This window comes from Ruegeria sp. BE1, assembly GCF_056538885.1.
In genome coordinates, this window is the sequence record NZ_JBQFTY010000004.1 from 416,517 (window position 1) to 441,480 (window position 24,964).

At 59.7% G+C, this 24,964-nt stretch carries 21 protein-coding genes; 11 read left to right on the forward strand and 10 right to left on the reverse strand.

The genetic code is table 11. The features are described from left to right. Positions 1–6 precede the first annotated feature (6 nt). The 3 genes from ACR0J5_RS14795 to ACR0J5_RS14805 are packed head-to-tail and all read right to left on the reverse strand — an operon-like array spanning position 7 to position 4,703. Positions 7–426, reverse strand: coding sequence for a DUF2141 domain-containing protein (locus tag ACR0J5_RS14795; RefSeq protein ID WP_480654627.1), 420 nt, complete (start codon positions 424–426; stop codon positions 7–9). Then, a complete protein-coding gene (locus ACR0J5_RS14800) occupies positions 423–3,551 on the reverse strand; it encodes an efflux RND transporter permease subunit (RefSeq protein ID WP_480654629.1) in 3,129 nt (1,042 codons plus the stop codon). Before ACR0J5_RS14800 ends, ACR0J5_RS14795 begins: the two co-directional genes overlap by 4 nt. A gap of 3 nt (positions 3,552–3,554) precedes the next feature. After that, the gene (locus ACR0J5_RS14805; protein WP_480654631.1) at positions 3,555–4,703 is read right to left on the reverse strand and encodes an efflux RND transporter periplasmic adaptor subunit; all 1,149 of its coding nucleotides are present in this window, start codon (positions 4,701–4,703) and stop codon (positions 3,555–3,557) included. A gap of 102 nt (positions 4,704–4,805) precedes the next feature. Here ACR0J5_RS14805 and ACR0J5_RS14810 point away from each other — a divergent pair, with 102 nt between their 5' ends. From ACR0J5_RS14810 to ACR0J5_RS14820, 3 genes are all read left to right on the forward strand, one after another. Continuing rightward, positions 4,806–5,423, forward strand: coding sequence for a TetR/AcrR family transcriptional regulator (locus ACR0J5_RS14810; protein ID WP_480654633.1), 618 nt, complete (start codon positions 4,806–4,808; stop codon positions 5,421–5,423). 134 nt (positions 5,424–5,557) lie between these two features. Next, a complete protein-coding gene (locus ACR0J5_RS14815; protein ID WP_480654635.1) occupies positions 5,558–6,403 on the forward strand; it encodes a macro domain-containing protein in 846 nt (281 codons plus the stop codon). Between the two features lie 63 nt (positions 6,404–6,466). Then, complete coding sequence (locus ACR0J5_RS14820) at positions 6,467–8,080, forward strand: SIR2 family NAD-dependent protein deacylase (RefSeq protein ID WP_480654637.1); 1,614 nt, start codon at positions 6,467–6,469, stop codon at positions 8,078–8,080. Between the two features lie 11 nt (positions 8,081–8,091). On the opposite strand, the gene ACR0J5_RS14825 is transcribed toward ACR0J5_RS14820, so the two are convergent. Beyond that, a complete protein-coding gene (locus tag ACR0J5_RS14825) occupies positions 8,092–8,826 on the reverse strand; it encodes an MBL fold metallo-hydrolase (RefSeq protein WP_480654639.1) in 735 nt (244 codons plus the stop codon). A gap of 64 nt (positions 8,827–8,890) precedes the next feature. On the opposite strand from ACR0J5_RS14825, the gene ACR0J5_RS14830 reads away from it, so the two are divergent. The 5 genes from ACR0J5_RS14830 to ACR0J5_RS14850 all read left to right on the forward strand — a co-directional run bounded on the left by ACR0J5_RS14830 (position 8,891) and on the right by ACR0J5_RS14850 (position 13,194). Next, positions 8,891–9,796: a LysR substrate-binding domain-containing protein gene (locus tag ACR0J5_RS14830; RefSeq protein ID WP_480654641.1), complete on the forward strand. Its 906-nt coding sequence runs from the start codon at positions 8,891–8,893 to the stop codon at positions 9,794–9,796. An 88-nt stretch (positions 9,797–9,884) separates the two neighbouring features. Next, the gene (locus tag ACR0J5_RS14835) at positions 9,885–11,066 is read left to right on the forward strand and encodes a CaiB/BaiF CoA transferase family protein (RefSeq protein ID WP_480654643.1); all 1,182 of its coding nucleotides are present in this window, start codon (positions 9,885–9,887) and stop codon (positions 11,064–11,066) included. Continuing rightward, entirely contained in the window at positions 11,063–11,773 is a 711-nt protein-coding gene (locus tag ACR0J5_RS14840; RefSeq protein WP_480654645.1) for a glutathione S-transferase family protein, read from the forward strand. The genes ACR0J5_RS14835 and ACR0J5_RS14840 overlap by 4 nt, the downstream gene beginning before the upstream one ends. Before the next feature lie 31 nt (positions 11,774–11,804). Next, a complete protein-coding gene (locus tag ACR0J5_RS14845) occupies positions 11,805–12,218 on the forward strand; it encodes a GFA family protein (protein ID WP_480654647.1) in 414 nt (137 codons plus the stop codon). A 61-nt stretch (positions 12,219–12,279) separates the two neighbouring features. Further along, positions 12,280–13,194 (forward strand): carbon-nitrogen hydrolase family protein, encoded by a 915-nt coding sequence (locus ACR0J5_RS14850; protein ID WP_480654649.1) that lies wholly within the window; start codon positions 12,280–12,282, stop codon positions 13,192–13,194. Positions 13,195–13,252: 58 nt separating this feature from the next. Here the strand turns inward: ACR0J5_RS14850 and ACR0J5_RS14855 are convergent, their stop codons facing one another. The 6 genes from ACR0J5_RS14855 to ACR0J5_RS14880 all read right to left on the reverse strand — a co-directional run bounded on the left by ACR0J5_RS14855 (position 13,253) and on the right by ACR0J5_RS14880 (position 20,738). Then, positions 13,253–15,310, reverse strand: a complete 2,058-nt coding sequence (locus ACR0J5_RS14855) for an adenylate/guanylate cyclase domain-containing protein (protein WP_480654651.1) — start codon at positions 15,308–15,310, stop codon at positions 13,253–13,255. Positions 15,311–15,497: 187 nt separating this feature from the next. Further along, positions 15,498–16,517 carry an endonuclease/exonuclease/phosphatase family protein gene (locus ACR0J5_RS14860; protein WP_480654713.1) on the reverse strand — a complete coding sequence of 340 codons (1,020 nt, stop codon included), beginning with the start codon at positions 16,515–16,517 and terminating at the stop codon, positions 15,498–15,500. Beyond that, a complete protein-coding gene (locus ACR0J5_RS14865; RefSeq protein WP_480654653.1) occupies positions 16,517–17,563 on the reverse strand; it encodes an ABC transporter ATP-binding protein in 1,047 nt (348 codons plus the stop codon). Before ACR0J5_RS14865 ends, ACR0J5_RS14860 begins: the two co-directional genes overlap by 1 nt. An 11-nt stretch (positions 17,564–17,574) precedes the next feature. Continuing rightward, a complete protein-coding gene (locus tag ACR0J5_RS14870) occupies positions 17,575–18,468 on the reverse strand; it encodes an ABC transporter permease subunit (protein ID WP_480654654.1) in 894 nt (297 codons plus the stop codon). A gap of 11 nt (positions 18,469–18,479) precedes the next feature. Further along, on the reverse strand, positions 18,480–19,361 hold the full coding sequence (locus ACR0J5_RS14875; RefSeq protein WP_480654656.1) for an ABC transporter permease subunit: 882 nt from the start codon (positions 19,359–19,361) through the stop codon (positions 18,480–18,482). A 72-nt stretch (positions 19,362–19,433) separates the two neighbouring features. Continuing rightward, a complete protein-coding gene (locus ACR0J5_RS14880) occupies positions 19,434–20,738 on the reverse strand; it encodes an extracellular solute-binding protein (RefSeq protein WP_480654658.1) in 1,305 nt (434 codons plus the stop codon). Positions 20,739–21,287: 549 nt separating this feature from the next. Between ACR0J5_RS14880 and ACR0J5_RS14885 the strand changes: the two genes are divergently transcribed. The 3 genes from ACR0J5_RS14885 (at position 21,288) to ACR0J5_RS14895 (ending at position 24,940) form a co-directional block, all read left to right on the forward strand. Next, positions 21,288–22,238, forward strand: a complete 951-nt coding sequence (locus ACR0J5_RS14885) for an ABC transporter substrate-binding protein (RefSeq protein ID WP_480654660.1) — start codon at positions 21,288–21,290, stop codon at positions 22,236–22,238. 82 nt (positions 22,239–22,320) lie between these two features. Continuing rightward, the gene (locus ACR0J5_RS14890; protein ID WP_480654662.1) at positions 22,321–23,358 is read left to right on the forward strand and encodes a quaternary amine ABC transporter ATP-binding protein; all 1,038 of its coding nucleotides are present in this window, start codon (positions 22,321–22,323) and stop codon (positions 23,356–23,358) included. Continuing rightward, the gene (locus tag ACR0J5_RS14895) at positions 23,351–24,940 is read left to right on the forward strand and encodes an ABC transporter permease (RefSeq protein ID WP_480654664.1); all 1,590 of its coding nucleotides are present in this window, start codon (positions 23,351–23,353) and stop codon (positions 24,938–24,940) included. The genes ACR0J5_RS14890 and ACR0J5_RS14895 overlap by 8 nt, the downstream gene beginning before the upstream one ends. Positions 24,941–24,964 lie beyond the last annotated feature (24 nt).

Below are 24,964 nucleotides of genomic sequence, written 5' to 3' on the forward strand. Positions count from 1 at the left end.
GGGACGTCACTGATCGTAGTGGATGCGCACCTGCACATCCCCGGGCCAGACCGAGGCGGCGGCGAAATCGGGGTTGTCCTGCGGATTTGGCGCTCCGGTTGACCCGATCCCTTCCAGCAAGTGCGTCTCGGTCATGTTCAGGTCTTCATCCTTGTTTTCGTCGTGAAACAGCATGATGGCATAGGGGCCATCGGTCAGGTCCGGGAAGGCGTGGCTGACGCGGCCTTTGCGCGACGGGACCTGCGCGTAATCGACTGCCCCCCAGACATCCAGCGTGTCAAAGGCGCGGGCATTGTCGAAGACGAGGATCACGATATTGCCTTTGCCGTTGCGAATGCCCTCGACCATCACGTTCAGACCGTCCGCGGCCAAAGGGGTGGCCAGCGTCAGGCCGACAAACGCCGCCTGTATCAATGCCCTGGTCATGAGGATGTCCTTTCTGCGTGTGTGGGATGAGCTGTGGGTTTGAAGACGGACAGGACGTCTTCGGTGATGGCGATCAACACGGGTACCAGCACCAGCATCAGCGCAGTGCCGAACAACTCACCAAAGGCCAGCGAGATGGCAGCCGGGATCAGGTATTGCGCCTGTTCCGATGTCTCGGTCAGCAAGGGCAGCAACCCGATGACGGTTGTGGCGGTGGTCAGGAAGATGGCCTTGAACCGTCCGATGCCCGCCTCTTGCAGGGCGGCATGGGTGGTCTGACCCTCGGCCCGGGCCTGATTGTAGCGGGTGATCATGACCAGACTGTCATTCACGATCACGCCGGTCAGGGCCAGCATCCCAAAGAAGGAAAACAGCGACAGCGAAACGCCCATGATCAGGTGCCCCACGGCGGCGGCGATAAAGCCAAAAGGCACGATGGCCAGAATGACAAAGGGCTGCCAATAGCTTTTGAGCGGTACGGCCATCAGCACATAGATCAGCACCGCCGCCAGCAGCAGCGCGCGTTTGAGGCCGTCGCTGATATCGGCCATCTCCTCCAGCTCACCAGCAGGCAGGATGGTCACGCTGGGGTATTTGGCGCGCAGGGTGGGGGCCAGCTGTTCAAAGACAGCCTGCCCGACCTCTTCGGGGGCAACAAGATCGCGGTCGACAGAAGCGGCGACGATGTTCATGCGCTTGCCATCGCGGCGAAAGACGGTGCCCGCGGTATAGGTGCCCTCAATCTCGGCCACCGTGTCCAAGGGCACCCATGCGCCAGAGGTACTGCGCAGCCGGGTTTGCATCAGATCGGCCAAGGTGTCGCGATTTTCACGGGCGTTTTGCACCACCACGCGCACCTCGGACCCGTCGCGCCGAACGCGGGTCACTTCGGCACCGCCAAAGCCAAAGCCGATCTGCCGGGCCAGGCTTTCGCTGGTAAAGCCAAGGTGTCGGGTGTCGGGGCGCAGTCGCAGCTTTAGCTCGGGCTGTCCGCCGACCAACCCGTCGCGCAGGTTGGACATGCCTTCGATATTGGACAGGAAGTCCTTCACCTCGTCGCTGGCCTGTTGCAGCAGGTCCTCATCCTTGGACGCCAGCCGAAGGCGGAACCCACCGGCCAGGGATTCCGAGCCGGTAAATTCCAGTTCAGTCGCGCCCTCGACCGCGCCAACCCGGTCCCGCCAGTTCCGTACCACGGTCAGGATCGGAACGTCGGGGCGTTGGGCCACGGGGATCATCTCGGCATAAATCTGAGCGCTGCCTGCGCTGTTGACGATGGTGAAAACGGTCTGAACGGGTGGGGTTTCCATGCCGGCCTCGGCGGCCAGTTCGGCGTTCAGGTCATTCAGCTCCTGCTCGATCCGGTTCACATTGGCGCGGGTCAGCGCAAAGGGCGCGCGGGCGTCCATCTCAAGGTTCACGGTGATGATCTGACCGGGGACTTCGGGAAAGAACACGGTTTTGACCTTGCCCTTGTACATGAGCCCAAGCCCCAGCATCGCAGCGGTAAGGAACAGGATCAGAACCGCATAGCGGTGCCGCAGGGCGGCGGCCAGAATGGGCTGATAGATGCGGTCGCGTACCCAATAGAGGCTCCCTTGTGCCGCATCCTGTATGCGGCCCCACAGGCGGGTGATCACATAGTGGCGTTCGCGGCCCATGGGGGAATGGGCCAGATGCGCGGGCAGGATGAACTTGCTTTCGATCAGCGAAAAGATCAGCGCCAGGATCACGATCCCCGAAAACCCGGCCAGAACTTTGCCCAGCGGGTTGTCGATCAGCAGCATCGGGAAAAATGCGGCGATGGTGGTCAGCACCCCAAAGACGGTGGCCATGGCAACGCGGTTGACGCCGCGTTCGGTGTCCCTGATCGGGTCATTGCCCTTGTGCCGTTCCTCATAGACGCTTTCGCCCACCACAACGGCGTCATCGACCAGAATGCCAAGGGCGATGATCAGGCCAAAGGTGGTCACATCGTTCAGCGAGTAATCGACCCATTTCGAGCCCGACACCGCGATTGCCCCCATGACCGAGATCGGAATGCCCATTGCGACCCAAAAGGCCAGCCGGACGTTCAGAAACACCGACAGCATCAATGTCACCAGAATCAGGCCCTGCACCCCGTTGGATCGCAGCAGGGCCAAGCGGTCCGAGATATAGTCGGCGCTGTCGCCCCAGACCTCGACCTGTACCTGCGGCGGAAGCTGGCGGTTGAAATCATCCACGGTGGCGCGCACAACCTTGCTGATCTCCAGCAGGTTTTCCTTTTGCCCCACCAGAACCTCAAGCCCGACGGTCGGCTTGCCGTTCAGACGAAACAGGTAGTCGCCGTCCTGAAAGCCGTCCTCGATCCGGGCAATGTCGCCCAGGGGCACATAGGATCCGTCATCGCGCTGGATGATCGGCAGCGCCTCATATTCCGGCCTGTATTTGGCCCGGTCATCGGCGCGCAGAAAGATGGTGCCGCCTTCGGTGCGCAGGCGGCCCGCCTGAAAGGTCAAAGAGTTCTCGGCGATGGCACGGGTGACGTCCGAGACGGTCAGCCCATAGTGGCGCAGCACGGCCGGGTCGATCTCAATACGCAATTCGCGCGGGATCAGGCCCCAGATTTGCAGGCGCGACAGCTCTGGCTGCGCCAGCAGCTCTTCTTTCAGGCGTTGTGCCAGGCTTTGCAGGGTGGCCGGGTCGGTTTGACCATAAAGGTTGAGGTACAGGGCAGGGAAGTCGAAGCCTTCAGCCTCGATCACCGGTCGGCGGGCGGTGTCGGGCAGGTCGGTCAACCCGTCGATGCGAATGCGGACCCGGTCCAGAATGTCCTGCAGCGCCTCACCCCCGGCGCGGCGCACCGTCACCACGCTGAGGTCGTTTTGCGACTGAGACGTCACGCTGCGCACTCCGTCCAGCCCCTCAAGCGCCTGCTCGACCTTTTGGGTGACCAACTCATCCACCTGTTCGGCGGTGGCATCGGGCAGTTCAATCGCGATGGTTACGCTTTCCGGCGGGATGCGGGGAAAGCCTTCGATGCGGATGGTCAGCAGGGTCTGGACGCCCAGAAACAGGATCAGCACCATCATCAGGTTGGCGGCGACGGGATTGCGGATGAACCATGCGGTCAGGGCGTGCATGGCTTAACCCCCAACCATCTGCGGGGCCACAAGCTGACTCGGAAGGAACGAGGCCAGAGGTGTTCGCGCCACCCGCCACGGCCCCGGCCCCTCGGGCGCCGCGATGGTGATGCGGCCCTGGCTGCGGAACAGCAGTTCCGGGCGCAGCCTTTGCAGGTGATCATCGGCCCCGACCAGCCAGATATACCCGGCGCGGGTCAGGGCGCTTTCTGGCAGGGTCAGGGTGTTGTCCAGCCTGCGTCCGGGCAGGCGGACCTGCAGAAAATCCCCGGCCAGGATTCGCCCGTCCGGTGCGGTGACATCCAGGAACACGCGTACCTGCCGGGTGTTCTGGTCCAGAAACCCACCTCCGCGGCGCACCTTCGCGTGCCCGAGCCTGTTTCCGCTGCGGTCAAGCAGCTGGGCGGTGCCGCCGGATACGGGATGATCCAACAGCGCCCAATCGGCCTGACTGAATTCAGCCACAAGTTCGAAATGCCGGTCATCGGACAGGTGGATCAGCGCCTCGCCCGGGGTAACCGTTTGGCCAAGGCTGACAAAACGGTCAATCACAAAGCCGGAAAATGGCGCAATCACTTCGGTATCCGCCAGATTTCTGCGCGCGGTCTCAAGGTTCGCGGTGGCGGTCGCGACTGTCTTTTCGGCGATACGCAGTTGTGGCAGGTTCACGGCCAGCTCATTCGGAGGGTCGACGCCGTCACGTTCAAACTGGCGTTGTGCGACGGTCACATTGTTTTTGGCGCGCAGTAGGGCCAGCCGGGCCTGTTCCAGTTCCATTTCAGCAGCAGCAACAGCGCTTTGATAGGGGGCGTCTTCGATTGTAAATAACGGCGCACCGCGCGCGACCTGAGCGCCGCTCAGCGCCGCATCATGCACCGCCAGAATGCGCCCGGACACGGCGGAACGCAGCTGAGCGTCCCATCTGGGCCGCACCTCGGCAAAGGCCGTGACCTGCGCCGCAACAGTCTCGGGCTCGGCCAGAACAACCGAGACGGTCGGCGGTTCCGGTGGGGCGGCCGTTACCTGCACATCGATCGTGTCCTGAGTGTCGAACAGCAGGCCTACCACTCCGACCAACAAAACCAGAGAGACCCCGACCCAAAGCCATTGGCGGGCCGGTTTTGTCGTATGGGTCGGGGATGGGTCGGTCATATGTCCAAAGCTTTCCACGTTTCCGAATCGGTATTTGGTTGCGATCTGTGGTCTGGTGTCATATATTATGAACGAACGTTCGTTCAATAGAGTGGTTGAAAAATGTCTGAAACCGAAAAATCCAAACTCTCGTCGCGGGAACGGGCAGCGGCCAAAAGGCGGAACCAGATCCTTGAGGCTGCGATCATCTGTTTTCTGGAGCGTGGCTATCACCAGACCGGGGTGCGCGATATCGCGGCCAAGGCAGGCGTAAGCTTGGGCAATTTGTACAACCATTTTCGCGGCAAGCATGATGTGTTGGTCGAGATTGCCATGCTTGAACGGCGTGATCTTGAGCGGTTTCTGACCCTTCTGGAAACGGGATCACCTGCGCCGGAGGCTCTGACCGTATTTATCCGCGCCTATGCCAATTATCTGGCCGCACCAGAGAACGTCATCCTGACGCTGGAGATAAGCAGCGAAGCCATTCGCCAGCCCGATATTGCGCAGTTGTTCGTGGAAAACCGCGCCTTGTTGACCGATGCGCTAAAGGCTGTTCTGGCAAAAGGCATTCGGGACGGTGATCTGCGAGCGGTTCCCGATACCCATCAGGCCGCGCAATTGGTGATCGAAACCCTAGAAGGCTGCGCCTATCGCAGCGTTCTGTCCGAAGTACCGATGGCCGATATCCTTGAGGGGGTCGAGGATTTCGTTCTAACGTCACTGTTGGCGAAACGGTAAGGTACGCTTCGCGACGGGGTTTATAAGCCCCTATTTTTAAAATAAAAAATATCCTTTTTTTGTATTTTTCTTGCTGTCCTACGCTGGCGTTGGTAATCCGGTAAGACGTGTCAGGCAGCATGTGGAACAGAGTAATGAAATGGATATTGGAGCATTGGCGGGATTTTGTTCGATCCGTTCTTGTGTCCTTTGGTGCCATTTTTCTGGGATTGGAATCCTACGAAGTTCTGACCAACAAGGACGTCACGGTTTCTTTTGTCTGGTTCGTCGTTCTGGGGATATTGCCCGGCGTTCTGGTTTTCTTTGTGGACGGCTACAAGGTGCGCGGCTTTTTGCGCCGGCAGGTCGAAATCCGGGACCCCAATAACGACACGAAAGTCATCATTAAATTCGGGGATTTGTTCCAGCAGGATGGCTGGAAGGCCATTGCGGTCAATGATTTTTTCGACAGTTCCGTGGATGACGTTCTGGTGGCAGCAGACTCGTTGCATGGTCAGGTTCTGAAAACGCATTGGCCGGACAAGCAGGAAGACTGGGACAAGCAGGTCAAGCGGTCGCTGAGCGGAATAGACGGGGTCAAGGAAGCGCGGGCAAAGGGCAAACGGACGCGCTATCCCATCGGGACGACCGCTAGCGCCTGCAGCAGTGAGCAGAAGTTCCTGTTTGTTGCGCTGGGTGAAACCGACACAACAAACAACGTCTGTTCTGCCGACGCCGAGATGCTGATCAAAGCCATCCGCGGATTGGTGGCTGAGGCCAGAGCCGTCTGTTCGATGGAGCCTCTGGTCATCCCGCTGATGGGGTCCCGTTTCGCGCGGGTTGGCATTAAAAGCTCGGTTCTGGTTGATTTGATCATTACCGGAATTCTGGAAGAAAGCCGCGCTGGCCGGGTTACCGAGGACATTAAAATCATCCTGCCCGAAGCCATCGCCCGTGACGTCAACCTGAAGAATTACGTCAGAAACTGGGGGAGCGCGTGATCGCCCGGTCCGCAAAGATGGCCCGTCGCCGCGCCTTGCAAAATCTCTGGGAGGATTGGCGCTTTGGCTGAATCCAAATTCAATGTCCCCAACCCGCCCGAGATTTTGAAAACCGCCCACGCGGAAAACCGTTTGCTGCCCTGGGTCGGATCAGGTCTGTCCAGCGCGATTGTCGGTAAGACCAGCCTGCCCGGCTATGGCGCGCTGATTCTCTTGATGGTGGACGCCGCCAAGAAGCGTGTCACCCGCCCGCCCGAGATATGGGATGCCATTGCCCAAAAGGTCGAAGCCGAGGATTTCAAGGCAGCGGCCATGTTGCTGCGTGCTGAGGTTCCGCAGGACGACTTTACCCTGATGGTGCGCGATCTGCTGCGCAGCACCCGCCCGCGCCCCTCTCAGCACCACGTCATGCTGAACCTGATGAAGTTCCCGGTCTTTCTGACCACGAATTACGACCGGGTTCTGGATCAGATCGTGCGCCCCCGGCCCGAGGTTTTGACCTATCGCGATGGCGATACGCTGCGGGCATTGCTCAGCGACCGGGACTCGCTTTTTCATGAGGACGAGGCGCCTAAGATCTTCAAGCTGAACGGCGATCTGGCGGCCCCGCCCACGATTGTTCTGGGGCAGGCCGACACGCTGGGCCTTTTTGATGTCACAACGCAGCTGGGCCAGACGATTGCAAAGCTGTTTCGTCAGATCATGCAGGATCATTCGATCCTGTTCATGGGGTATTCCTTTGGTGATCCGGATTATCGTCATTTGTTGATTGAAACCGGGGATGCGCTCGGCGCTGATCGTCGACCCCATTTTGCCTTGCTTGAAAGCGGTGCGCTTGCCTCGGTCCCGGATCGGGCGGAATTGGAGGACAAGGCGGGCATCACCTTTCTGCCGTTTGATCTGGATCCCGACAACGAAGATGGCGACCCGTTCCGGGCTTTGTGGCAATTCCTTAGCCAAATCCCTAAACCGACCCGGTTCACGCCAACGCCCGGCGGGGTTGCGCGAACATTTTTTCCCAGTGCGGCACGGCCCGATTACCTGAGGATGCAGGATGAGTTCGAACAGCATACGGATGTGTTTCGGTTCATCACACCTTCGCTGACCAACGGGTTTGCAACGCATCAGTACCTGAATGCCGCTGTGCCCGACACGCTGGATGAATTCAAAGGCGTGGTAGGCGCCGAGGACTGGCCGGAATGGTCCGACAGTGTCATGTCCCGGATGCATTCGCGCACAAACACCTTTGTCACCCGGCTGCGCGCCGGGGCAGAGGCGCGTATTCTGTGCAACGCCAAGAAGCTGACCAACGACATTGCGACCGGATCACAGCTTGTTCTGGACCGTTATGCCTATGTGTTGAAATGGCTTGAGGACCCACAGGCTGATGTGGAATTGCGCCTGTTCACCAAGACCGAGGATTCCGTCAGCCTGACCAGCTTTGCATCCCTGATGTGCGGCGATTGGGCAGGCAGTGACATCGCCGTTGCCTACGCCACCCAGGCGACCGAGGTCACGTTCAACACTCATGTCTTTGAGGTCAACACCGAGTTTTCCAAGGACATGCTTGTGATCTTCGAACGCGAATGGGCCCGCGCGATGCCCAGCATCGCAAGCGCACAGGTGATCCGCGACGGTTTGCAAGCGCGCGGTGTTGTGTGCGATGGGCCTGAATAGGTCGCAACGGATTACTCCTGCAACACAACCTCGGTCCCGGTTTTCAAGAGGCACACGTTCGGGCTGCCGAACACATGATCTGAGCTGCCATAGTGGGACACGTAGAACCGGGTGTTTGGATGTTTGGCCGCGAATGCGTCAATTTCATCGAATGAGGCATGGTCGGCACTGTGCTCGGCCCGCCCATGCACAATGGCCACCGGCGCTGTGGCGATCCGGTCATAGAGCGTTGGGTCAAACGCGCTGTCTGCTGTCCAGCCAAACACCGGATGCCCGCTGACCGCATCTGTGGCAAGGAACCCAAAGCAAAGATAGGAATGGCGCGTTTCCAAAACCTCAAGCTTAAGACCCGCGACTGAAAGCGGGGTGGTCTCGTCCGGCGCGTTCCATTCGGCAATGCTCATAGCTGGGTGATCCGCGTAGCTGAGTTCGTGCAGACGGTGTCGGGCGACAAAATCCAGTACATTGGGGTGGCCAAAGAACGTGATGGGCTGACCGGTTCGGCCATGCTGGATGGCCATGTAGACGGGGAGATCGCCAGTATGGTCGTTATGGTTATGCGAAATATAGATGTGGCGTGGCAGTGCATCCCCAACAAACGACCTGAGGGACCGCGCCACACCCGCGCCGCAATCCAGCAGCAGAACCGGGTTTCCGTCCCGTTTCAGGACATAGGCCGTGCTGGGCTCGCCCGTCAAAAAATTCGTTGCGCCTTTGCCGACCCCTAAGCATAAAATTGACAGCATGGCGCGCCCTTTCCAAGGTAGATGCCTCAGTATGTTACGATTTTTTCCAGGATAAAACGGTGAAATGTCGTTGAAAAAAACCTTTGGTCCGCAAGACTACTTTCCGCCGTTCGGCGGTTTGAAATCCTTTTATGAAGTGGCGCTGACGGGCAGTGCAGTGCAGGCGGCGGCGCGGCTGAACGTGTCGCCTTCGTCGATCAGTCATCAGGTGAAATCGCTGGAATCCGAACTGGGCGTGCGCCTGATCGAAAACCGCAAGGGGCGGCTGTACCTGACCCCCGATGGCAGCCAGTTCTTCGACCGGATCAAGGGCCCGATGGCGGAAATCCTGCGCGCGACCGAGGCGATCCGCTCAATGCCCGGCCGCAAGCGCGTCTCGTTGACGTTGACCCCGTCCTTTGCGGCTGGCTGGCTGTTGCCACGGCTGGCCGGTCTGGAGCGGAGCCACCCTGATCTTGAGGTCAATCTGGTCACAACGACACGCGTCGTCGATCTGGAGCGCGAAAACGTTGATTTGGCTATTCGGCGCGGCACCGGGGACTGGCCCGAAGCCATTGCGCAGCCGCTGCTGCATGAAACCATTGTGCCGGTGATGTCGCGCAGCCTTGCGGCTGAGACAAAGGGCATGCCCTTGGTCGAAGTCCTGAAATCGCAGCGCATTCTGGTGAACACAACGGTTGATGGCGAATGGGACCGGTGGTGCGCCGCGCGTGGGATCGACCTGCCCGATACCGAACAGCGCTATAATCTTGAAACTTATGAGCTTACGATACAAGGCGCGCAGGACGGTCTGGGGATCGCGCTGGGGCGGCGGCCTCTGGTCGATCCGCTGATGGATATGGGTGTGCTTGCGGCCCCGTTTGATGTGCCGGATTTGGACCAAATGGCATATTACGTCGTGCGAACAAATACCTCTATGCGGTCTGATCTGAAACGGTTTCACGATTGGTTGCTGCGGCACGCGGGCTGAATTTTTTTCAACTGTACCTGAGATTTTTGCACTACGCTTGGACAGGCGCGGCATTTAGCGTTGGGGCAAGGAACTCAGGAGTTTGGCGATGACACAGAACGACGACCTTGTTCGAAACGGACCGCTTTCAGGTGTCCGGGTTATTGACCTGAGCGCCGTCGTCTCGGGCCCGATGAGCACGATGATCCTGGCGGATCAGGGTGCGGACGTCATCAAGATCGAACGCGCGGACGGGGATTTTACCCGCCATGTCGCGACAAGGCGCGGCGGACATGCTGCATCCTACCTCAACAACAACCGCAACAAACGCTCGGTGGTGGCCGATCTGAAAAACCCAGACGATATCGCGATGATCAAGCGGTTGGTGTCGGAAGCAGACGTGTTCATCCAGAATTTCCGCCCCGGCGTCGTGGACCGTCTGGGCCTGAGCTATGAGGTGCTGAGTGCCCTCAATCCGCGTCTGGTCTATATGTCGATCTCGGGTTTCGGTTTTGATGGGCCGCTGGCAGGCAAACCCGTTTATGATCCGCTGATTCAGGCGCTTTCGGCGCTGACCACGGTTCAGGCCGGATCGGATGAGGACCGCCCGCGTCTGGTGCGCACAATCCTGCCCGACAAGCTGACAGCCGTGCAGGCCAGCCAGGCCGTGACCGCCGCGCTGTTTGCGCGTGAACGCACGGGCAAGGGGCAAAAGGTGACCCTGTCGATGCTGGACACAGTGGCGGCGTTCCTGTGGGCCTCGGACATGAACGGGCACACGTTTGTGGGTGACGAGATGGATAAAGAGGAAAGCCAGTCTTTCCACGATCTGATTTATCAGGTGAAAGGCGGCTATCTCAGCATCTCGATCATGCAGAACAAACATTGGGAGGCACTGGCGCATGCCACCGGTCGCCCCGACATTCTGGACGATGAACGGTTCAAGACGACCGAACTGCGCGACGTTAACCGACACGAGCGGTTGGAGCTGACTCAGACCATTGTGCGCGACGTGGACCGGGACGCTCTGCTGGCCGCGCTGGAAGAAGCTGGTGTGCCCTGCGCCCCGGTTTTGACCCGGCGCGAAATGCGCCAGCATCCGCAATTGCAGGCCAACGGGACGATTGTGGAATATGACCACCCCACGGCTGGCCGCTTGCGCCAGACCCGCCCGGCGGCGGTGTTTCATGGCACGCCCGCAACCGACCTGCGCCCGGCCCCGGAACTGGGTGAGCATACGGATGAGGTACGGGCCGAGGCAGGGGCCGCCAAGCTGGCGGATGCCTCATGATCGACTTCTATTACTCTCCCACGCCGAACGGCTGGAAAGTGGCGATCATGCTGGGCGAGACCGGGCTGGAGCATCGCACGGTCCTGATGAACCTGCGTGCGGGTGACCAGTTGACGCCGGCGTTCCGGGCGATCAGCCCCAACGCGAAAATGCCTGCCATTGTCGATCACGACGCGCCACACGGTCTGCAAACCGTGTTCGAGAGCGGCGCGATCCTGTTGTATCTGGCCGAACGTACCGGCCAGTTCGGGCCGCAAACACCGGCTGAACGTATCGCCTTTAACGAATGGCTGTTCTGGCAGGCCGCCAATCAGGGCCCGATGGGCGGGCAACTGAGCCATTTCGTCAATTACAGCCCCGAGGGCCAGACCTATTCTCACAAACGCTACAAGGGTGAGTTCGAACGCGCGCTGGCGGTGATGGAAACATGGCTCGACGGGCGGGACTATATGATGGGCCGCTATTCGATCGTGGACATGATGTGTTTCCCGTGGGCCTTTATCGCCAAGCCTTTGGGCGTGTCGCTGGACGCCTTCCCGAACGTCGCGGCGTGGCGTCAGCGGATCAAAACGCGCCCGGCGGTAATCGATGCGATCAATCTGCACAAGGACGCGCAATTCTCGGGCACGGCCACGGCCGAGCAGAACGCAACGCTGTTCAACCAATCCGCGGCCCATTTGATGCAAGGACACAAGAAACCCGCCTGAAAGAAAAACACCAACCAGCAAGGAGAACCCAATGCCAAAGATCGAAGGAAGCTGCCTGTGCGGTCAGGTCACCTATAGCTCAAGCGCCGAAGAACCGGCGATGATGGTTGTCTGCCACTGCCCCGATTGCCAGAAACAAAGCGGCTGCGGCTATTCCACCAATGTTCTGGTGCCGACCTCATCGATCACCTTTACCGGGGACAGTCTCACTCAGTATGTCGTCAATGGGGATTCGGGTCAGCCGGTGACGCGGAATTTCTGCAACAAGTGCGGCTCACCTCTGGCAACGGAACTGCCTGCGTTCGACAATCTGGCGGCGGTCAAGGCGGGGACCCTTGAGGACAGCAGTTGGGTTAAGCCCACGATTCAAATCTGGTGCGATTCGTCGCAGCCCTGGAGTACGCTCAGTGATGACATGGCCAAGGCGCCAGCCAACCCGGGCTAAGCCGAGTTGCACAAAGCGCCACGCGTCCGACGTGGGCGTGACCCAGACAGGAGCATAGAATATGAAGATAGCTGCGGTTCAGGCCGCCCCGGTTTTCCTTGACCCGCAAGCCACCACCGACAAGCTGATCGGCTTGTTGCGGGCCGCTGCTTCTGAGGGTGCAGAACTGGTCGTTTTCCCCGAAGTGTTCCTGTCAGGCTATCCCGTCTGGCTGCGCGCGCCGGCTGTAGCCCACAATGATGAACTGCTGAAGGTCGGCCATCTGGCTTATCTGAAGTCGGCCATCACCACCGACGGCCCTGAAATCGCCGCCATCTGCGCCGAGGCGACCGCCTTGGGTGTGGCCGTGATGACCGGAATTGTCGAACGCTCGGGTTCGGGCGGGTCGGTCTACGCAACGCTGGTCACCATCCTGCCGGACAAGGGGGTGGTGAACGCGCATCGCAAGCTGAAACCCACCTTTCACGAGCGTTTGCTCTGGGCCGATGGTGACGGCCATGGGCTGACGGTGCAGGATTGGAAAGGGGTCCGGATCGGCGGTCTCAATTGCTATGAAAACTGGCAGCCATTGGCGCGGCAGGCGCTGTATCAGCAGGGCGAACAGTTGCACATCGCGACATGGCCCGGCGATCTGGATGTCACCGATCACATTACCCAGTTCATCGCGATGGAGGGGCGGGTTTACGTGGTATCCGTCTCAGGCCTGCTGCGCAGCGCCGATATTCCCGACAGTTTCCCGCTGCGGAAATATGTGACCGAGGGGCGGGATGTGATCAACGATGGCGGCAGCATGATTGCGGCCCCCGGCGGCGCTTTGCTTGCCGGTCCGGCGGTGGGGGAGGAGGTCATGTTATATGCCGATATCGATGTGGACGCCGTGACCTCGGCCCGGCTGAAACTGGATCCGGCAGGACACTACAGCCGCCGCGATATCCTGAGCCTGTCCCATAACCGAAACCGGCTGGACCAGGGCTAGGCGCGGCTTTTTCACGGCATTGCATTGCTGACAGACGTGCCCCGGGGCAGGGGGTCTGTCAGGTTTTGTCCGTATTTGTAACCGGGCGCCAATCCTCTGGCAGCGGAGTTTGCATCAGCTCTTGAATGCGGTCCCGCATCGCGGCTGAGGCCGGGTCTCCGCCGCAGGCGTGATCGGCGGCATCGAAGGATTTGAGCGCCTGCTCAAATTGCCTGTTGCGGTAGAGCTTCAAACCCTGCTCGTAAAAGTCAATCCAATCTGTCGAGCCGTCGAATTCATCGGCCATCGCAATCAGGTCATAAACGACCAGCGGTTCCTGGCGGCCCACGACGCTTACCGTATCCAGTTCACGCACGATGATGGCATCCCCGGCATCTCGGCGGGTTTCGGGGCCGATCAGGATGCGGGTGCCAAAGACCTTGTTTGCGCCTTCCAGACGGCTGGCGACATTCACCGCATCGCCAATCGCGGTATAGTTCAATCGCTGTTCCGAACCGATATTGCCGACCAGAGCCTCACCGCTGTTCACCCCGATCCGCAGTTGCAGCGGCCCGCCCGACCCATCGGTGACCCCGGCCTCGGCCACGGATTTGACGAGGTCCAGCGCCGCCCGGCAGGCATTGACGGCATGTTCATCATCCTGACGCGGGGCACCCCAAAAGGCCATCACCGCGTCGCCCATGAACTTGTCGATGGTGCCGTCGTGGCGTTCGATGGCGGCGGAAGCGGTGGTAAAGAACGGCTCCATCAGCTGGACAATTCTGGGGCCCAGTTTTTCCGAGATTCCGGTAAAGCCCGTAACGTCGCAAAACAGGACCGAGATTTGCTTCATGTCGCCGCCGGGCTGTGTCTTGATACCCTCGGCGACCAGCATGCGCACCAGATCGGTGGGGACGTATTTGCGGAACGCCGACAGCCCCGCTGCCATGCTGGCTGTGGCGGCCGAGAGGTTGGCCAGTTCCGAAAGCTTTGATGGTCTGCGCGAAATCCGCTCAACATCAAATCGCTCGATCTTGCTGAGGTCTTCGGCAATGCGCGCCAGCGGGTTGGCGACAACCCTGCGCACCAACCAGATCGCCATCCCTGTTGCTGCCAGCACGACGGCAATCAGGATGTAGAGCAAGTTGATCAGCGTCTTGTCGATGCCGGACAAAAAGGCCGATTCCGGAATGACGGTCGCCACCCGCCAGCCGTAGAACCCAAGCGGTGACAGTGCCACCGCATATGGCACGCCATCAATCACAACGCGTGTGGTCGCGCCGCCCGAAGGGTTGCGCCCGGCATCCCCCAACAGACGTTCGCCCGAGATCATGGCGGCCTCGTACAGCTCGCCCTCACCCATGCGGGCGGGGGTGGTTTCATCCGCCAGGGCATCAGGGACCGCGATCACCTTGCCGTCGGCATCAAGGATATAGGCCGCACCGAACTCACCCGGGTGAAGGCTGGCCAGAAAACGCGACAGTCGGTCCGTTTCAATTGCAACAGCCAGAACGCCCTGCCGCCCGCGGTTGACGTCAATCGGGCCGGCATAGGCGTAGACGGTCTTGTTGCTGCCGGGCAGGCCAAACGCCTCGATCCAGCCGGGCGAGTTCAGGCCGATGAAATTTCCGAACCACGCATGTTCACGGGGATCATAAGCGGTGTCTTCAAAGCTGCGTTCTTCGAACTGGATATCGCCGGGGATGAAGATGTAACGGTCGGTGCGCAACTGGCGCGCGCGGATGTCCTTGTCGATCTCGATCATCTCAAGCCCGGCATCCCCCAGACGATGCGAGGCAAAGAAATTCCCATCGGGCCAGCCAAAGAAAATCCACGAGATATTAGGCTGCGCCTGCAATTGCGACAGAAACACAAACTCGCGCTTATCAGCTTGGCGCGTTGCGATCACGTTTTGAACAAAGATCGTGCGCACAGCCGACCATGCGGCCTCGGCGGACCTTAGGGTTGCGCCAACTTCGATGCGCACCGTATTGACGATCTGGCTGTTGATCTCAGCCGCCAGCATGCGGCTGTTGTCACGCGCCGTTGTCCACCACAGGGTATGCACAATGACCGTGGACACACCGATGAACAGGGCCACAAGAACAGAAACAGCAATGCCGACGCTGACGCGCATCGTTTCTCCTGAAAGCTTCAGCTGTTACAGCATTGGAACGAGAATAGCCGAATGGCAAAGGCTGCGTGGGAAAACACGGCAAATATCACGCATCTGTTAGGGTTTGTGCGCGCAAACAGTCACGGTAGGTTCGGGTTTGCCACAGGATGACGGCCCGCAATGGGCCGCCTTTCCATTTGCCTGCCATTCAAAGCGGCGCTGAGTCGCCTTTGACGGAAACTGTGGCCCAGACACAATCGTGATCCGACAGTGGCGTTCCAGAGGCCGGGATGGACGTCAAAATACCCGATCCGAGCGGTTTGAGCGCACGCCCCGCCAGCCAATCCAGTTTCATCTTCCGCTCGGGGTGGGGGGTGATCAGACTGGGCCGTGTGGTATCGCCGGGGGCCGTGAACTCCCAGGAATAGCCCTGATCTTCTGCCAGTTTGAACAGGGTTTCCCGTCGCCAGTCAAAATCGGGCGGAATGTGGTTTCCGGTGTTGAGGTCACCACCGATCAGCACCGGCATTCCGGGGGCAAACCGGTTGATCTCGTGCAGCAACAGCCCGAATTGGGCGTGTCTGTGGGCGGCGTCTGCGTTGCTTTCCAGATGCGTGGACACCACACAGACGGGGCCGGACACAGTGGGCACAACAGCAGCAATCGCCATCCGTCCGCCTACGCGGGGCTGGCCGGGATCGGTCGCGCCGGCCTCGGGTACGAACCAGTGACCGTGGTCGTCCAGACGGATCAGGGCGGTCCGCTCGAACGGGGCCGACGACAGGATGGCATTGCCGTGCCAGCCCAGAGCGTTGAAATCATCGGTGCAGAATGTGCGCTCGGTCGCGCCGCCCAGATCAAGTTCGTGGAATTCGACGCCAAAGGCATAGGTCATACCCAATGCGTGCGCCATATCCCGGGTTGTGTGGCGTTGCGCGGTGCGGGCCATACCGTGATCAACCTCGGACAGCAGAACCACATCCGGGGCGATCTGGCTCAGATGGGCGGCGGTGTCTTCGGGAAACAGGCAACGTTCCACATTCCAGGCAGCTACGGTGAACTGGTCAGGCAGTTGGGTGGCCGAGGCTGCGCCCCCCAGTTGCACGGCATTCATGGCGGGAAGCATGGCGAGAAGCTCGCGATGCGCCTCAGCCGTGCGGGGGGCGGAGACGATCGCTTGCCGCTGATCCGGCGTGACGGCGGGCAAGGCGTTCAAAACATCAGTGATCACAGGGTTCGTCCCGTTTCCGCATCGAACAGCCGCAGGGCTTCGGGCCTGAGGGTCACACGGGTTTCGCCGGTCTGGACGTGTTCATCCTTGCCGACCATCACCGTAAAGGGCTGATCGGCGATGGCCCCGTGCAGCAGGCGGTGGGCCCCCAATTCTTCCAGAATGTCCACGCGGAAGGGGATATTGCCCTGCGCGTCCAGCGCGACATCTTCGGGGCGGATGCCCATGGTCACGGGCCCGGCATAGGACCCCGGTGCGGGCATCAGCCCATCGTAGCCGTTAAGCCGAACCTGCGCATCGTCCACCTCAGCCTCGATCAGATTCATCGGCGGGGCCCCCATGAACGAGGCGACAAAGGTCGAGGCCGGGTTGTGGTAAATCTCGGACGGGGTGCCGATCTGCTCAATCCGGCCCGCGTTCAGAACAATGATGCGGTCGGCCATCGTCATCGCTTCGACCTGATCATGGGTCACGTAGACGGCGGTGGTGCCAAGGCGGCGTTGCAGGGCCTTGATCTCAATCCGCATCTGGTTGCGCAGCTTGGCGTCAAGGTTGGACAGCGGCTCATCAAACAGGAACAGGGCCGGATCGCGCACCACTGCGCGGCCCATGGCTACGCGCTGACGCTGACCACCCGACAGCTGCGCCGGTTTGCGGTCCAGATACTCGGTCAGATTCAGCATCCGGGCGGCGTCTTCGACCTTGGCTGCGATATCGGCGGCCGGGGTGCCGCGATTCTTGAGCCCGTAGCCGATATTCTTGCGGACGGTCATATGCGGGTACAAAGCATAGTTCTGGAACACCATCGCAATGTCGCGATCCGCCGGGTCCACGTCATTGACCACCCGGTCGCCGATTTTCAGCACCCCTTCGGTGATCTCTTCCAGCCCCGCGATCATCCGCAGCAGGGTGGACTTGCCACAGCCCGAGGGACCGACGAGCACGACGAACTCGCCATCCTGAATGGTGAAACTGGTGGTCTCAACCGCGTGAAAGCCGTTGGGATAAACCTTGCGGATGCCCTCTAATGTGACCTGAGCCATGCGCGTATTCCTTATTTGTCGGATTCTGTAAGGCCCTTGACGAACCAGTTCTGGAAAAAGACCACGACCGCCACCGGGGGGATCATTGCCACGATGGCCAGCATCAGGGCCTGTCCGTAATCGGGGATCTGACTGTCGGTGAAGGTCAGAACGATCTGCTTGATGCCGCGGACAAGGGTGAAAAAGCTCTCATCAGTGGTGATCAGCGTGGGCCACAGATACTGGTTCCAGCCAAAGACAAACATGATGATGAAGATCGCCGCGATCATTGTCTTGCTGAGCGGCACGAGGATGTCGACAAAGAACTTCCACGGACCCGCGCCGTCGATGCGGGCGGCCTCGGCCAGTTCCTCGGGGACCGACATAAAGAACTGCCGGAAAAAGAACGTGCCGGTTGCCGATGCGATCAGCGGGACGATCAGGCCGGTATAGGTGTTGGTCAGGCCCAGTTTCTGGATCGCCTCGTAGGATGGCAGAATACGTACCTCAAGCGGCAAGAGAAGCGTGGTGAAGATCACCCAGAAGGCCAGCGTCGCAAACCGAAGGCGGAAATAGACGATGGCATAAGCCGCCATCATCGAGATGATAATCTTGCCCACCGCAAAACCGATGCCCAGAATGAAAGAGTTCATCAGCATCAGCGTGCCATCCACCGTCTGGGTGAACCCGCCCTTTTCGAACATCGCGGCGTGGAAGTTCTTGCCCAGATCGTCGCCCAGCGTCAGTTGCAGCCCTTCGCGGTGAATGGTCACCGCGTCATGGCTGGCCGTGATCAGCGCCAGCAAGGGCGGCAACATCATCAGCAGCGCGCCAAGGATCAGGACGGTGTGGTCGCCAATCGCCTCCCATTTGATGCGACGGGGGCGGCGGGCCACGGTGGGGGTGTCGAGTGTTGTCTCAGCCATGTCCAAAGCCCTCAGGTATAGTGTATCCGGCGTTCCACCAGGCGGAACTGAAACACCGTCAGGATCAGCACCAGCACCATCAGGATCACCGATTGCGCGGATGAGCCGCCAAGGTCATTGCCCCGGAACCCGTCCAGATAGACCTTGTAAACCAGCGTCATCGGGTTGTTGCCCGGCTCACCCTTCATCAGCGCATCGATTACGCCGAAGGTGTCGAACAGCGCGTAGGTGATGTTGATGATCAGCAGGAAAAACGCGGTGGGGGCCAGCAGCGGGAAGGTCACCTGCCAGAACCGCCCGGTGGCCGAGCGGTTGTCGATCATCGCCGCCTCGCGCACGGATCGTGGGATGGATTGCAGGCCCGAGAGGAAAAAGATGAAGTTGACCGGTATCTGTTTCCAGACCGACACGATAATCATCGCGGTCGCCGTCGCGTTATAGTCCACACCCAGTTTGAAATCCCAGCCGAACATCTGAAAGAACTTGGTCATGGGGCCGGTGCTCTGGTCGAAAAACAGGATGCCAAGAAAGCCTGCGACCGGCGGGGCAATGGCATAGACCCACATCAGCAGGGTGCGATAGGTCTTGGCCCCCCGGATCACCTTGTCGGCCTTGACCGCCAGCAGCAGCGCGATGGCCAGCGAGAAGAATGTGACCAGAACGGAAAAGACAATCGTGAACCAGGCGATGCGTTTGTACTGATCATTGCCCAGCAGCGAGGTATAGTTTTCTGCGCCCACATAGGTCGACCCGAACCCGAACGGGTCCTGCAGAAAGAACGACGATTGCAAGGCCCAGCCCGCAGGCCAGTAAAAGAAGATGGCGATGATCATCAACTGCGGCAGCAACAGCGCCACAGGCAGCCAGATCGTGTCAAAGCCCGCACGTTTCATGAGTGGTCCAGTCCGAAAAAAGAGCGATGGCCGCGCCCGAAGGCGCGACCATCCTTGGGGTGATCCCGGGGATTAGCCCTGGGTTTTGCCAAAGCGGGCCAGCAGCTCGTTGGCTTCTTTTTCGATTGTTTCAAAGGCGGTCTCGACATCGGTTTCACCGGTCAGGATACGGCCATATTCGCGGTTCATGATGTCGCGGATCTGGACGTAAAAGCCCATGCGGTACCCTTTGGTGTTGTCGCCCGCTTTGGCCTGCAGCTGGTTGACACCAACTTCGGCAGCCGGAAAACGATCATAGTGACCATCGGCCTTGGCGGCCTCATAGGCGGCCTCGGTGATCGGAACATAGCCGGTTTCCTGATGCCAGAAATACTGGGTCTCGGGCGCGGTCAGAAAGCGGAAGAATTCGGCCGTTGCCTTGTTTTCCTCGTCCGATTTGCCGGACATGGCGAACAGGGCGGCACCTCCGATGAAGGTTTGCGTGGGCTCGGCGGTGACGGCTTCCCAATAGGGCAGCTCGGTCGCGCTGAACTCGAACGGCAGGTCTTTTTGCAGCAGACCGCCAAAGGAGCCGGACGAGCCCAGCCACATGGCCACTTTGCCTTCTTCGAACGGCTTCTGGTTGTCACCCCAGCCGGTGCCATACCATTCGAACATGCCGTTGTCTTTCCACTCGGTCACGGCGGTGAAATGCGCCTTGATGGCATCGTTGTTGACCAGAATCTGGGTGTCGATGCCGTCATAGCCGTTGTTGTTGGTGGCGAACGGCAGGTCGTGGCGCGACATGAAGTTTTCGGTGAAGATCCAGGGCAGGTGCGACTGGCTGAGCGCAATGTAGCCTGCGTCTTTCAGCGCCGGGGCGGTGGTCGACTGGAACTCTTCCCATGTTTTCGGCGGGGTGACACCAGCGGCTTCCAGCGCGTCGACGTTATAGTACAGGATCGGCGTCGATGAGTTGAAGGGCATGCCGATCATCTTGCCGTCGCTGTCGGCATAGAAATAGCGCACGCCGGTGATATAGTCGTTGATGTCGAAATCAACGCCATTGTTGGCCAGCAGGTCCTGAACCGGGATGGTCGCGCCCTTGGCACCGATCACGGTGGCGGCACCGGCGTCGAACACCTGCATGACGTGGGGCTGTTCACCGGCGCGGAAGGCGGCGATGCCTGCGGTCAGCGTCTCTTCGTAGCTGCCCTTGTAGACCGGAGTGATCTTGTACTCGTCCTGCGAGGCGTTGAAATCCTCGGCGATTTTGTTGACGGTTTCACCCAGCTGACCGCCCATCGCGTGCCACCAGGTGATTTCGGTTTCGGCAAAAGCGGCGGTCGCGGAAAAGGCGACGGCAGCAGCAGTTGCGCTGAGTTTGAAGTTGGTCATTTTGATCCTCCGGTTCGGGAGCAGCCCCGACAATTGGCAGACAGGCCGGTGCGAGGGGACAGGCCGCTGAACGTGAAAAGTCTGATGCAAACGGGGGTAAACCCGGACGCAATGCACGGTTTGTGCACAGGAGGGCACCTACGCGGGGCCTGTGACAGTTCGGTGAAGCTTTTGTTGCAGAATTGACAAATTGCGGGGTGCCGGGGACCGTTTTTGGTCGCCTTTGACAACAGCAATCCCTGTCAAAAAATCCTACTGCGCAACGTACAAGCCGTTGCAGATGCGGTTGTCCTGTCGGGCTGAGTGATCACGCGCAATTTGCAAAAAGCCAAAACTAAACTACGATAATACCGGATGCTTCAGTTTGTTGCGCCAGACACTTGATGCGCGGCATACCGGCATGCTTCAATTTTCGAGCCATCCGGCGCTTGTTGCCTGCGGCCGAAAAAACAAGGAAAGCTCTGACTTTCCTCAGAATACCAAAAGGTGCGTAACGGTCCGGCCTGGATCAAAAAACAGCACTAAAGACCACCAACATGGAGATATCAGATGAAGAAAATTGCAACGCTTTTAGGAGGCGCATCCGTGGCGATCGCTGGACCGGCACTGGCGGCGGATATTGTGATCGGTGTGCCGAACTGGGCCTCGGTCAACGCGACAGCGCATATCCTTGAGGTGGTGATCGAGGAAAACCTCGGCCTGGATGTTGAGCTGCAGAACGGGACCAACCCGATTGTTTTTGAGGCAATGGACAGCGGGTCGATGCATGTGCACCCCGAGGTCTGGATGCCCAACCAGCAAAACCTGCACGACACCTATGTCAAAGACAACGGCACGGTCGTGATGAACCAGAATCCGGTACAGGCCGAGCAGGGCATGTGTGTCCCGACCAGTATCGCGGAACAGTATGACATCAAATCGATTGATGACCTGAGCGATCCCGACAAGATGGCGATCTTTGACACCGATGGAAACGGCACGCCCGAAGTGTGGATCGGTGCACCCGGCTGGGCGTCGACCGTCGTCGAAAAGATCCGGGCCAAGTCCTACGGCTATGACCAGATCTTTGACCTGACCGAGTATGAAGAAACCATCGCCTATGCCAATCTGGCAAATGCCACAAAGGCTGGCGATCCGTGGATCGGGTTCTGCTACAGCCCGCATTACATCTTTGTCACGCAGGACCTGACCGTGCTGGAAGAGCCGCCGCATGACCCGGCGACCTGGACGATTGTGCAGCCGACCGACGACCCGGACTGGCTGTCCAAGTCCGAGGCGTCTTCGGCCTGGAACGGTGCAACATTGCACCTGCACTACGCCAAAGAGCTGGAAGAGGCTTATCCCGAAGTTGCTGCCCTGTTCAGCAATTATCAGATGAGTGGCGATGATCTGAGCGCGATGGGCAAGGCGCTGGCGGTGGACAACGTGGAAGCCGCAGATTTTGCCCGTCAGTGGGTGGATGCCAACGAAGACACCGTCATCAACTGGCTAACCAACTAAATGGCAGATAGCCGGGCCGCCGCGACCCCTCGCGGCGGCCCTTTTCTTATCTGCGGGCGAAACTCCGCCTGATGAGGGACATATGGACGAACCAGTCGTAAAACTAGAAAATGTCTGGAAGATTTTCGGTGCGCGCGCCGAAGAAGCCATGGCAGCCGTAAGGGCAGAGGGAATTGGCAAACCCGAAGTTCTTGAAAGATTCAATTGCGTGGTCGGCGTACAAGGCGCGACCTTCGAAGTCCCCAGAGGAGAGATTTTCTGCATTATGGGCCTGTCGGGGTCGGGCAAATCGACTCTGGTGCGCCATGTCAACCGGCTGATCGAGCCGACGGCGGGCAAGATCGAGATTCTGGGCCACGACGTCTCGAAAATCTCCGAGAATGAATTGCGCCGCATCCGGGCCCAGCAGATCGGGATGGTGTTCCAGCATATGGCGCTGATGCCGCACCGGTCCGTTCGGGACAATGTGGCCTATCCTCTGGAAATCCGAAAAATATCGAAATCCAAACGATGGGCGGTGTCGGATCATGCGCTCGGCCTTGTGAACCTGACGGGTTACGAGGATCGCCTGCCCAAAGAGCTGTCCGGCGGCATGCAACAGCGGGTTGGCATTGCCCGCGCGCTGGCCTCGGACCCCGAAATCCTGCTGATGGATGAGCCATTCTCGGCGCTGGACCCTTTGATCCGCCTGCAATTGCAGGATCAGTTCAAGGCGCTTGTGGCGCAACTGCAAAAGACCACCTTGTTCATCACCCACGATTTGGACGAAGCCATCCGCATCGGCCACCGGATCGCAATCATGAAGGACGGTGTGATCGTCCAGATCGGCACGCCCGAAGACATCGTGATGAACCCGGCGGACGATTACGTGCGCGAGTTTGTTCAGGGCATCTCAAAGCTCAAACTGGTCAAGGCGCATTCGATCATGGAACCGATCGGCAGCTATTCCGGGCCGCTCGACGGTGCGCCGCGTGCGGATGAAGGATCGGATCTGGATCAGTTGATCGATCTGGCTGTGGGAACTGATTTGCCAGTTGTCATAACGGATGCGGGCAGCGACGTGGGCGTCGTGACCAAACCACGCCTGCTGCGCGGAATTCAGGGGGGCAAAAATGACTGATGCAACCGCCGAAGTACAAGTAACAGCGGCCTCCGATATCGAGGTCGACCGCGACGCGCTGGACAGCTCGATTCAAGAGTTCGCCGGGCCGAACGGTGACTACTACATAAACGCCTTCCACAAAATCCATGACGCGACCAGCGCGGTGCCCAATACGTTCAACACCTGGGCCGCGGTGCTGGGGCCGCTTTGGTCCGCTTCGCGTGCGATCTGGGGGATGTTCTGGGCGTTCCTGATCCTTGAGATCATCGCCTGGGTGCAGATCGGGCGCGGCGCCTGGGGCAATCCGGGCGCCGAGTTTTCGGACCGGGCCGCGGGCCAGTTGGACCGCGCCGCGGAACTTTTGGAACGGGCGGCCAATTCGACCGAGCAGTCGGATATCGACCGGTTCACGCGCCTTGCCGAAAACATCCAAAAGGCAGCCGATACCAGCCTGGAACGGGCGGCAGCCGCACAATCCGAGGCCACGGGGATCATGCTGACCGGTTTGGTGATGCTTGTGGTGTTTAAATTGATACAGGGATTCTACGCGGATCGTATCTACGAGAAACAGTATTCCAGATGGCGTATCGACCCCGACAGCACCGAAAGCGGCCGGTCCACGCGCAACACCGTTCTGGGTGCTGTTCTGGTGGCCGCAATTGCGCCCCTGATCATCTATAAATTCACCGTCAACGCCTCGCTTGCGATGCTGGACGCCTTTCCCGAAAAAGAGGTCTCGGCCCTGATCCTTGGCGAAGGGCAAGGCACGCTGTTTTCCAATATTGCCAGCTGGATGGAGGCGCAGATCGACGCCGCCGCCCTTGCGGGGGGCGATGTGTTTGACGGGATCGTGGCGGGGGTCCGCTCGGTTCTGGATGCGCTGACGATTGCCCTGATCGGGTCGCCGTGGCCGGTTGTGATGCTGGTGATCTGCGTGACCGCATGGCGCGCAGCAGGGCCACGGGTGGCGATCTTTACCGCCTCGTCCCTGGCCTATATCGCGTTGCTTGGCTATTGGGATGTGGCGATGGAGACGGTGGCACTGGTTGGTGCTGCGGTGCTGTTATGCGTGGTGTTCGGCATTCCGTTGGGCATCTGGTTCGGCAAATCCCAGCGCGCCTACCGCGCGGCGGAGCCGGTGCTGGACCTGATGCAAACGCTGCCTGCGTTCGTCTATCTGATCCCGATCATCGCGTTCTTTGGCACCGGCAACCCGCCGGGTATTCTGGCGACGATCATCTTTGGGATGCCGCCGGTCATTCGTCTGACCGCGCTTGGGATGCGCGGGGTGCCCGACAGCATCAAAGAGGCCGCCGTGGCCTTTGGCGCCTCAAAATGGCAGTTGCTGAAGGATGTCGAAATCCCGTTGGCGCTACCCTCGATCATGACGGGGGTCAACCAGACCATCCTGATGTGTCTGTCGATGGTTGTGATCATCTCGCTTATCGGCGGCGGCGGTCTGGGCAAGGAAATCCTTGAGGCGCTGCAATACGCGGCCAAGGGTCCGGGCCTGCTGGGCGGCTTTGCCATCCTGTTCTGTGCCATGGTCATCGACCGGATCGTGCAGGGTGCCTTCCGGCGAGAAGACGAGAAAATCTGAACACAGACGCCCCCGCCAGCCGGG

Bases quoted from the DNA above. Each gene is read 5' to 3' on its own strand.
- ACR0J5_RS14795 (WP_480654627.1), bottom strand. From the start codon at position 426: ATGACCAGGGCATTGATACAGGCGGCGTTTGTCGGCCTGACGCTGGCC.
- ACR0J5_RS14800 (WP_480654629.1), bottom strand. From the start codon at position 3,551: ATGCACGCCCTGACCGCATGGTTCATCCGCAATCCCGTCGCCGCCAAC.
- ACR0J5_RS14805 (WP_480654631.1), bottom strand. From the start codon at position 4,703: ATGACCGACCCATCCCCGACCCATACGACAAAACCGGCCCGCCAATGG.
- ACR0J5_RS14810 (WP_480654633.1), top strand. From the start codon at position 4,806: ATGTCTGAAACCGAAAAATCCAAACTCTCGTCGCGGGAACGGGCAGCG.
- ACR0J5_RS14815 (WP_480654635.1), top strand. From the start codon at position 5,558: ATGAAATGGATATTGGAGCATTGGCGGGATTTTGTTCGATCCGTTCTT.
- ACR0J5_RS14825 (WP_480654639.1), bottom strand. From the start codon at position 8,826: ATGCTGTCAATTTTATGCTTAGGGGTCGGCAAAGGCGCAACGAATTTT.
- ACR0J5_RS14830 (WP_480654641.1), top strand. From the start codon at position 8,891: ATGTCGTTGAAAAAAACCTTTGGTCCGCAAGACTACTTTCCGCCGTTC.
- ACR0J5_RS14835 (WP_480654643.1), top strand. From the start codon at position 9,885: ATGACACAGAACGACGACCTTGTTCGAAACGGACCGCTTTCAGGTGTC.
- ACR0J5_RS14840 (WP_480654645.1), top strand. From the start codon at position 11,063: ATGATCGACTTCTATTACTCTCCCACGCCGAACGGCTGGAAAGTGGCG.
- ACR0J5_RS14845 (WP_480654647.1), top strand. From the start codon at position 11,805: ATGCCAAAGATCGAAGGAAGCTGCCTGTGCGGTCAGGTCACCTATAGC.
- ACR0J5_RS14850 (WP_480654649.1), top strand. From the start codon at position 12,280: ATGAAGATAGCTGCGGTTCAGGCCGCCCCGGTTTTCCTTGACCCGCAA.
- ACR0J5_RS14855 (WP_480654651.1), bottom strand. From the start codon at position 15,310: ATGCGCGTCAGCGTCGGCATTGCTGTTTCTGTTCTTGTGGCCCTGTTC.
- ACR0J5_RS14865 (WP_480654653.1), bottom strand. From the start codon at position 17,563: ATGGCTCAGGTCACATTAGAGGGCATCCGCAAGGTTTATCCCAACGGC.
- ACR0J5_RS14870 (WP_480654654.1), bottom strand. From the start codon at position 18,468: ATGGCTGAGACAACACTCGACACCCCCACCGTGGCCCGCCGCCCCCGT.
- ACR0J5_RS14875 (WP_480654656.1), bottom strand. From the start codon at position 19,361: ATGAAACGTGCGGGCTTTGACACGATCTGGCTGCCTGTGGCGCTGTTG.
- ACR0J5_RS14880 (WP_480654658.1), bottom strand. From the start codon at position 20,738: ATGACCAACTTCAAACTCAGCGCAACTGCTGCTGCCGTCGCCTTTTCC.
- ACR0J5_RS14885 (WP_480654660.1), top strand. From the start codon at position 21,288: ATGAAGAAAATTGCAACGCTTTTAGGAGGCGCATCCGTGGCGATCGCT.
- ACR0J5_RS14890 (WP_480654662.1), top strand. From the start codon at position 22,321: ATGGACGAACCAGTCGTAAAACTAGAAAATGTCTGGAAGATTTTCGGT.
- ACR0J5_RS14895 (WP_480654664.1), top strand. From the start codon at position 23,351: ATGACTGATGCAACCGCCGAAGTACAAGTAACAGCGGCCTCCGATATC.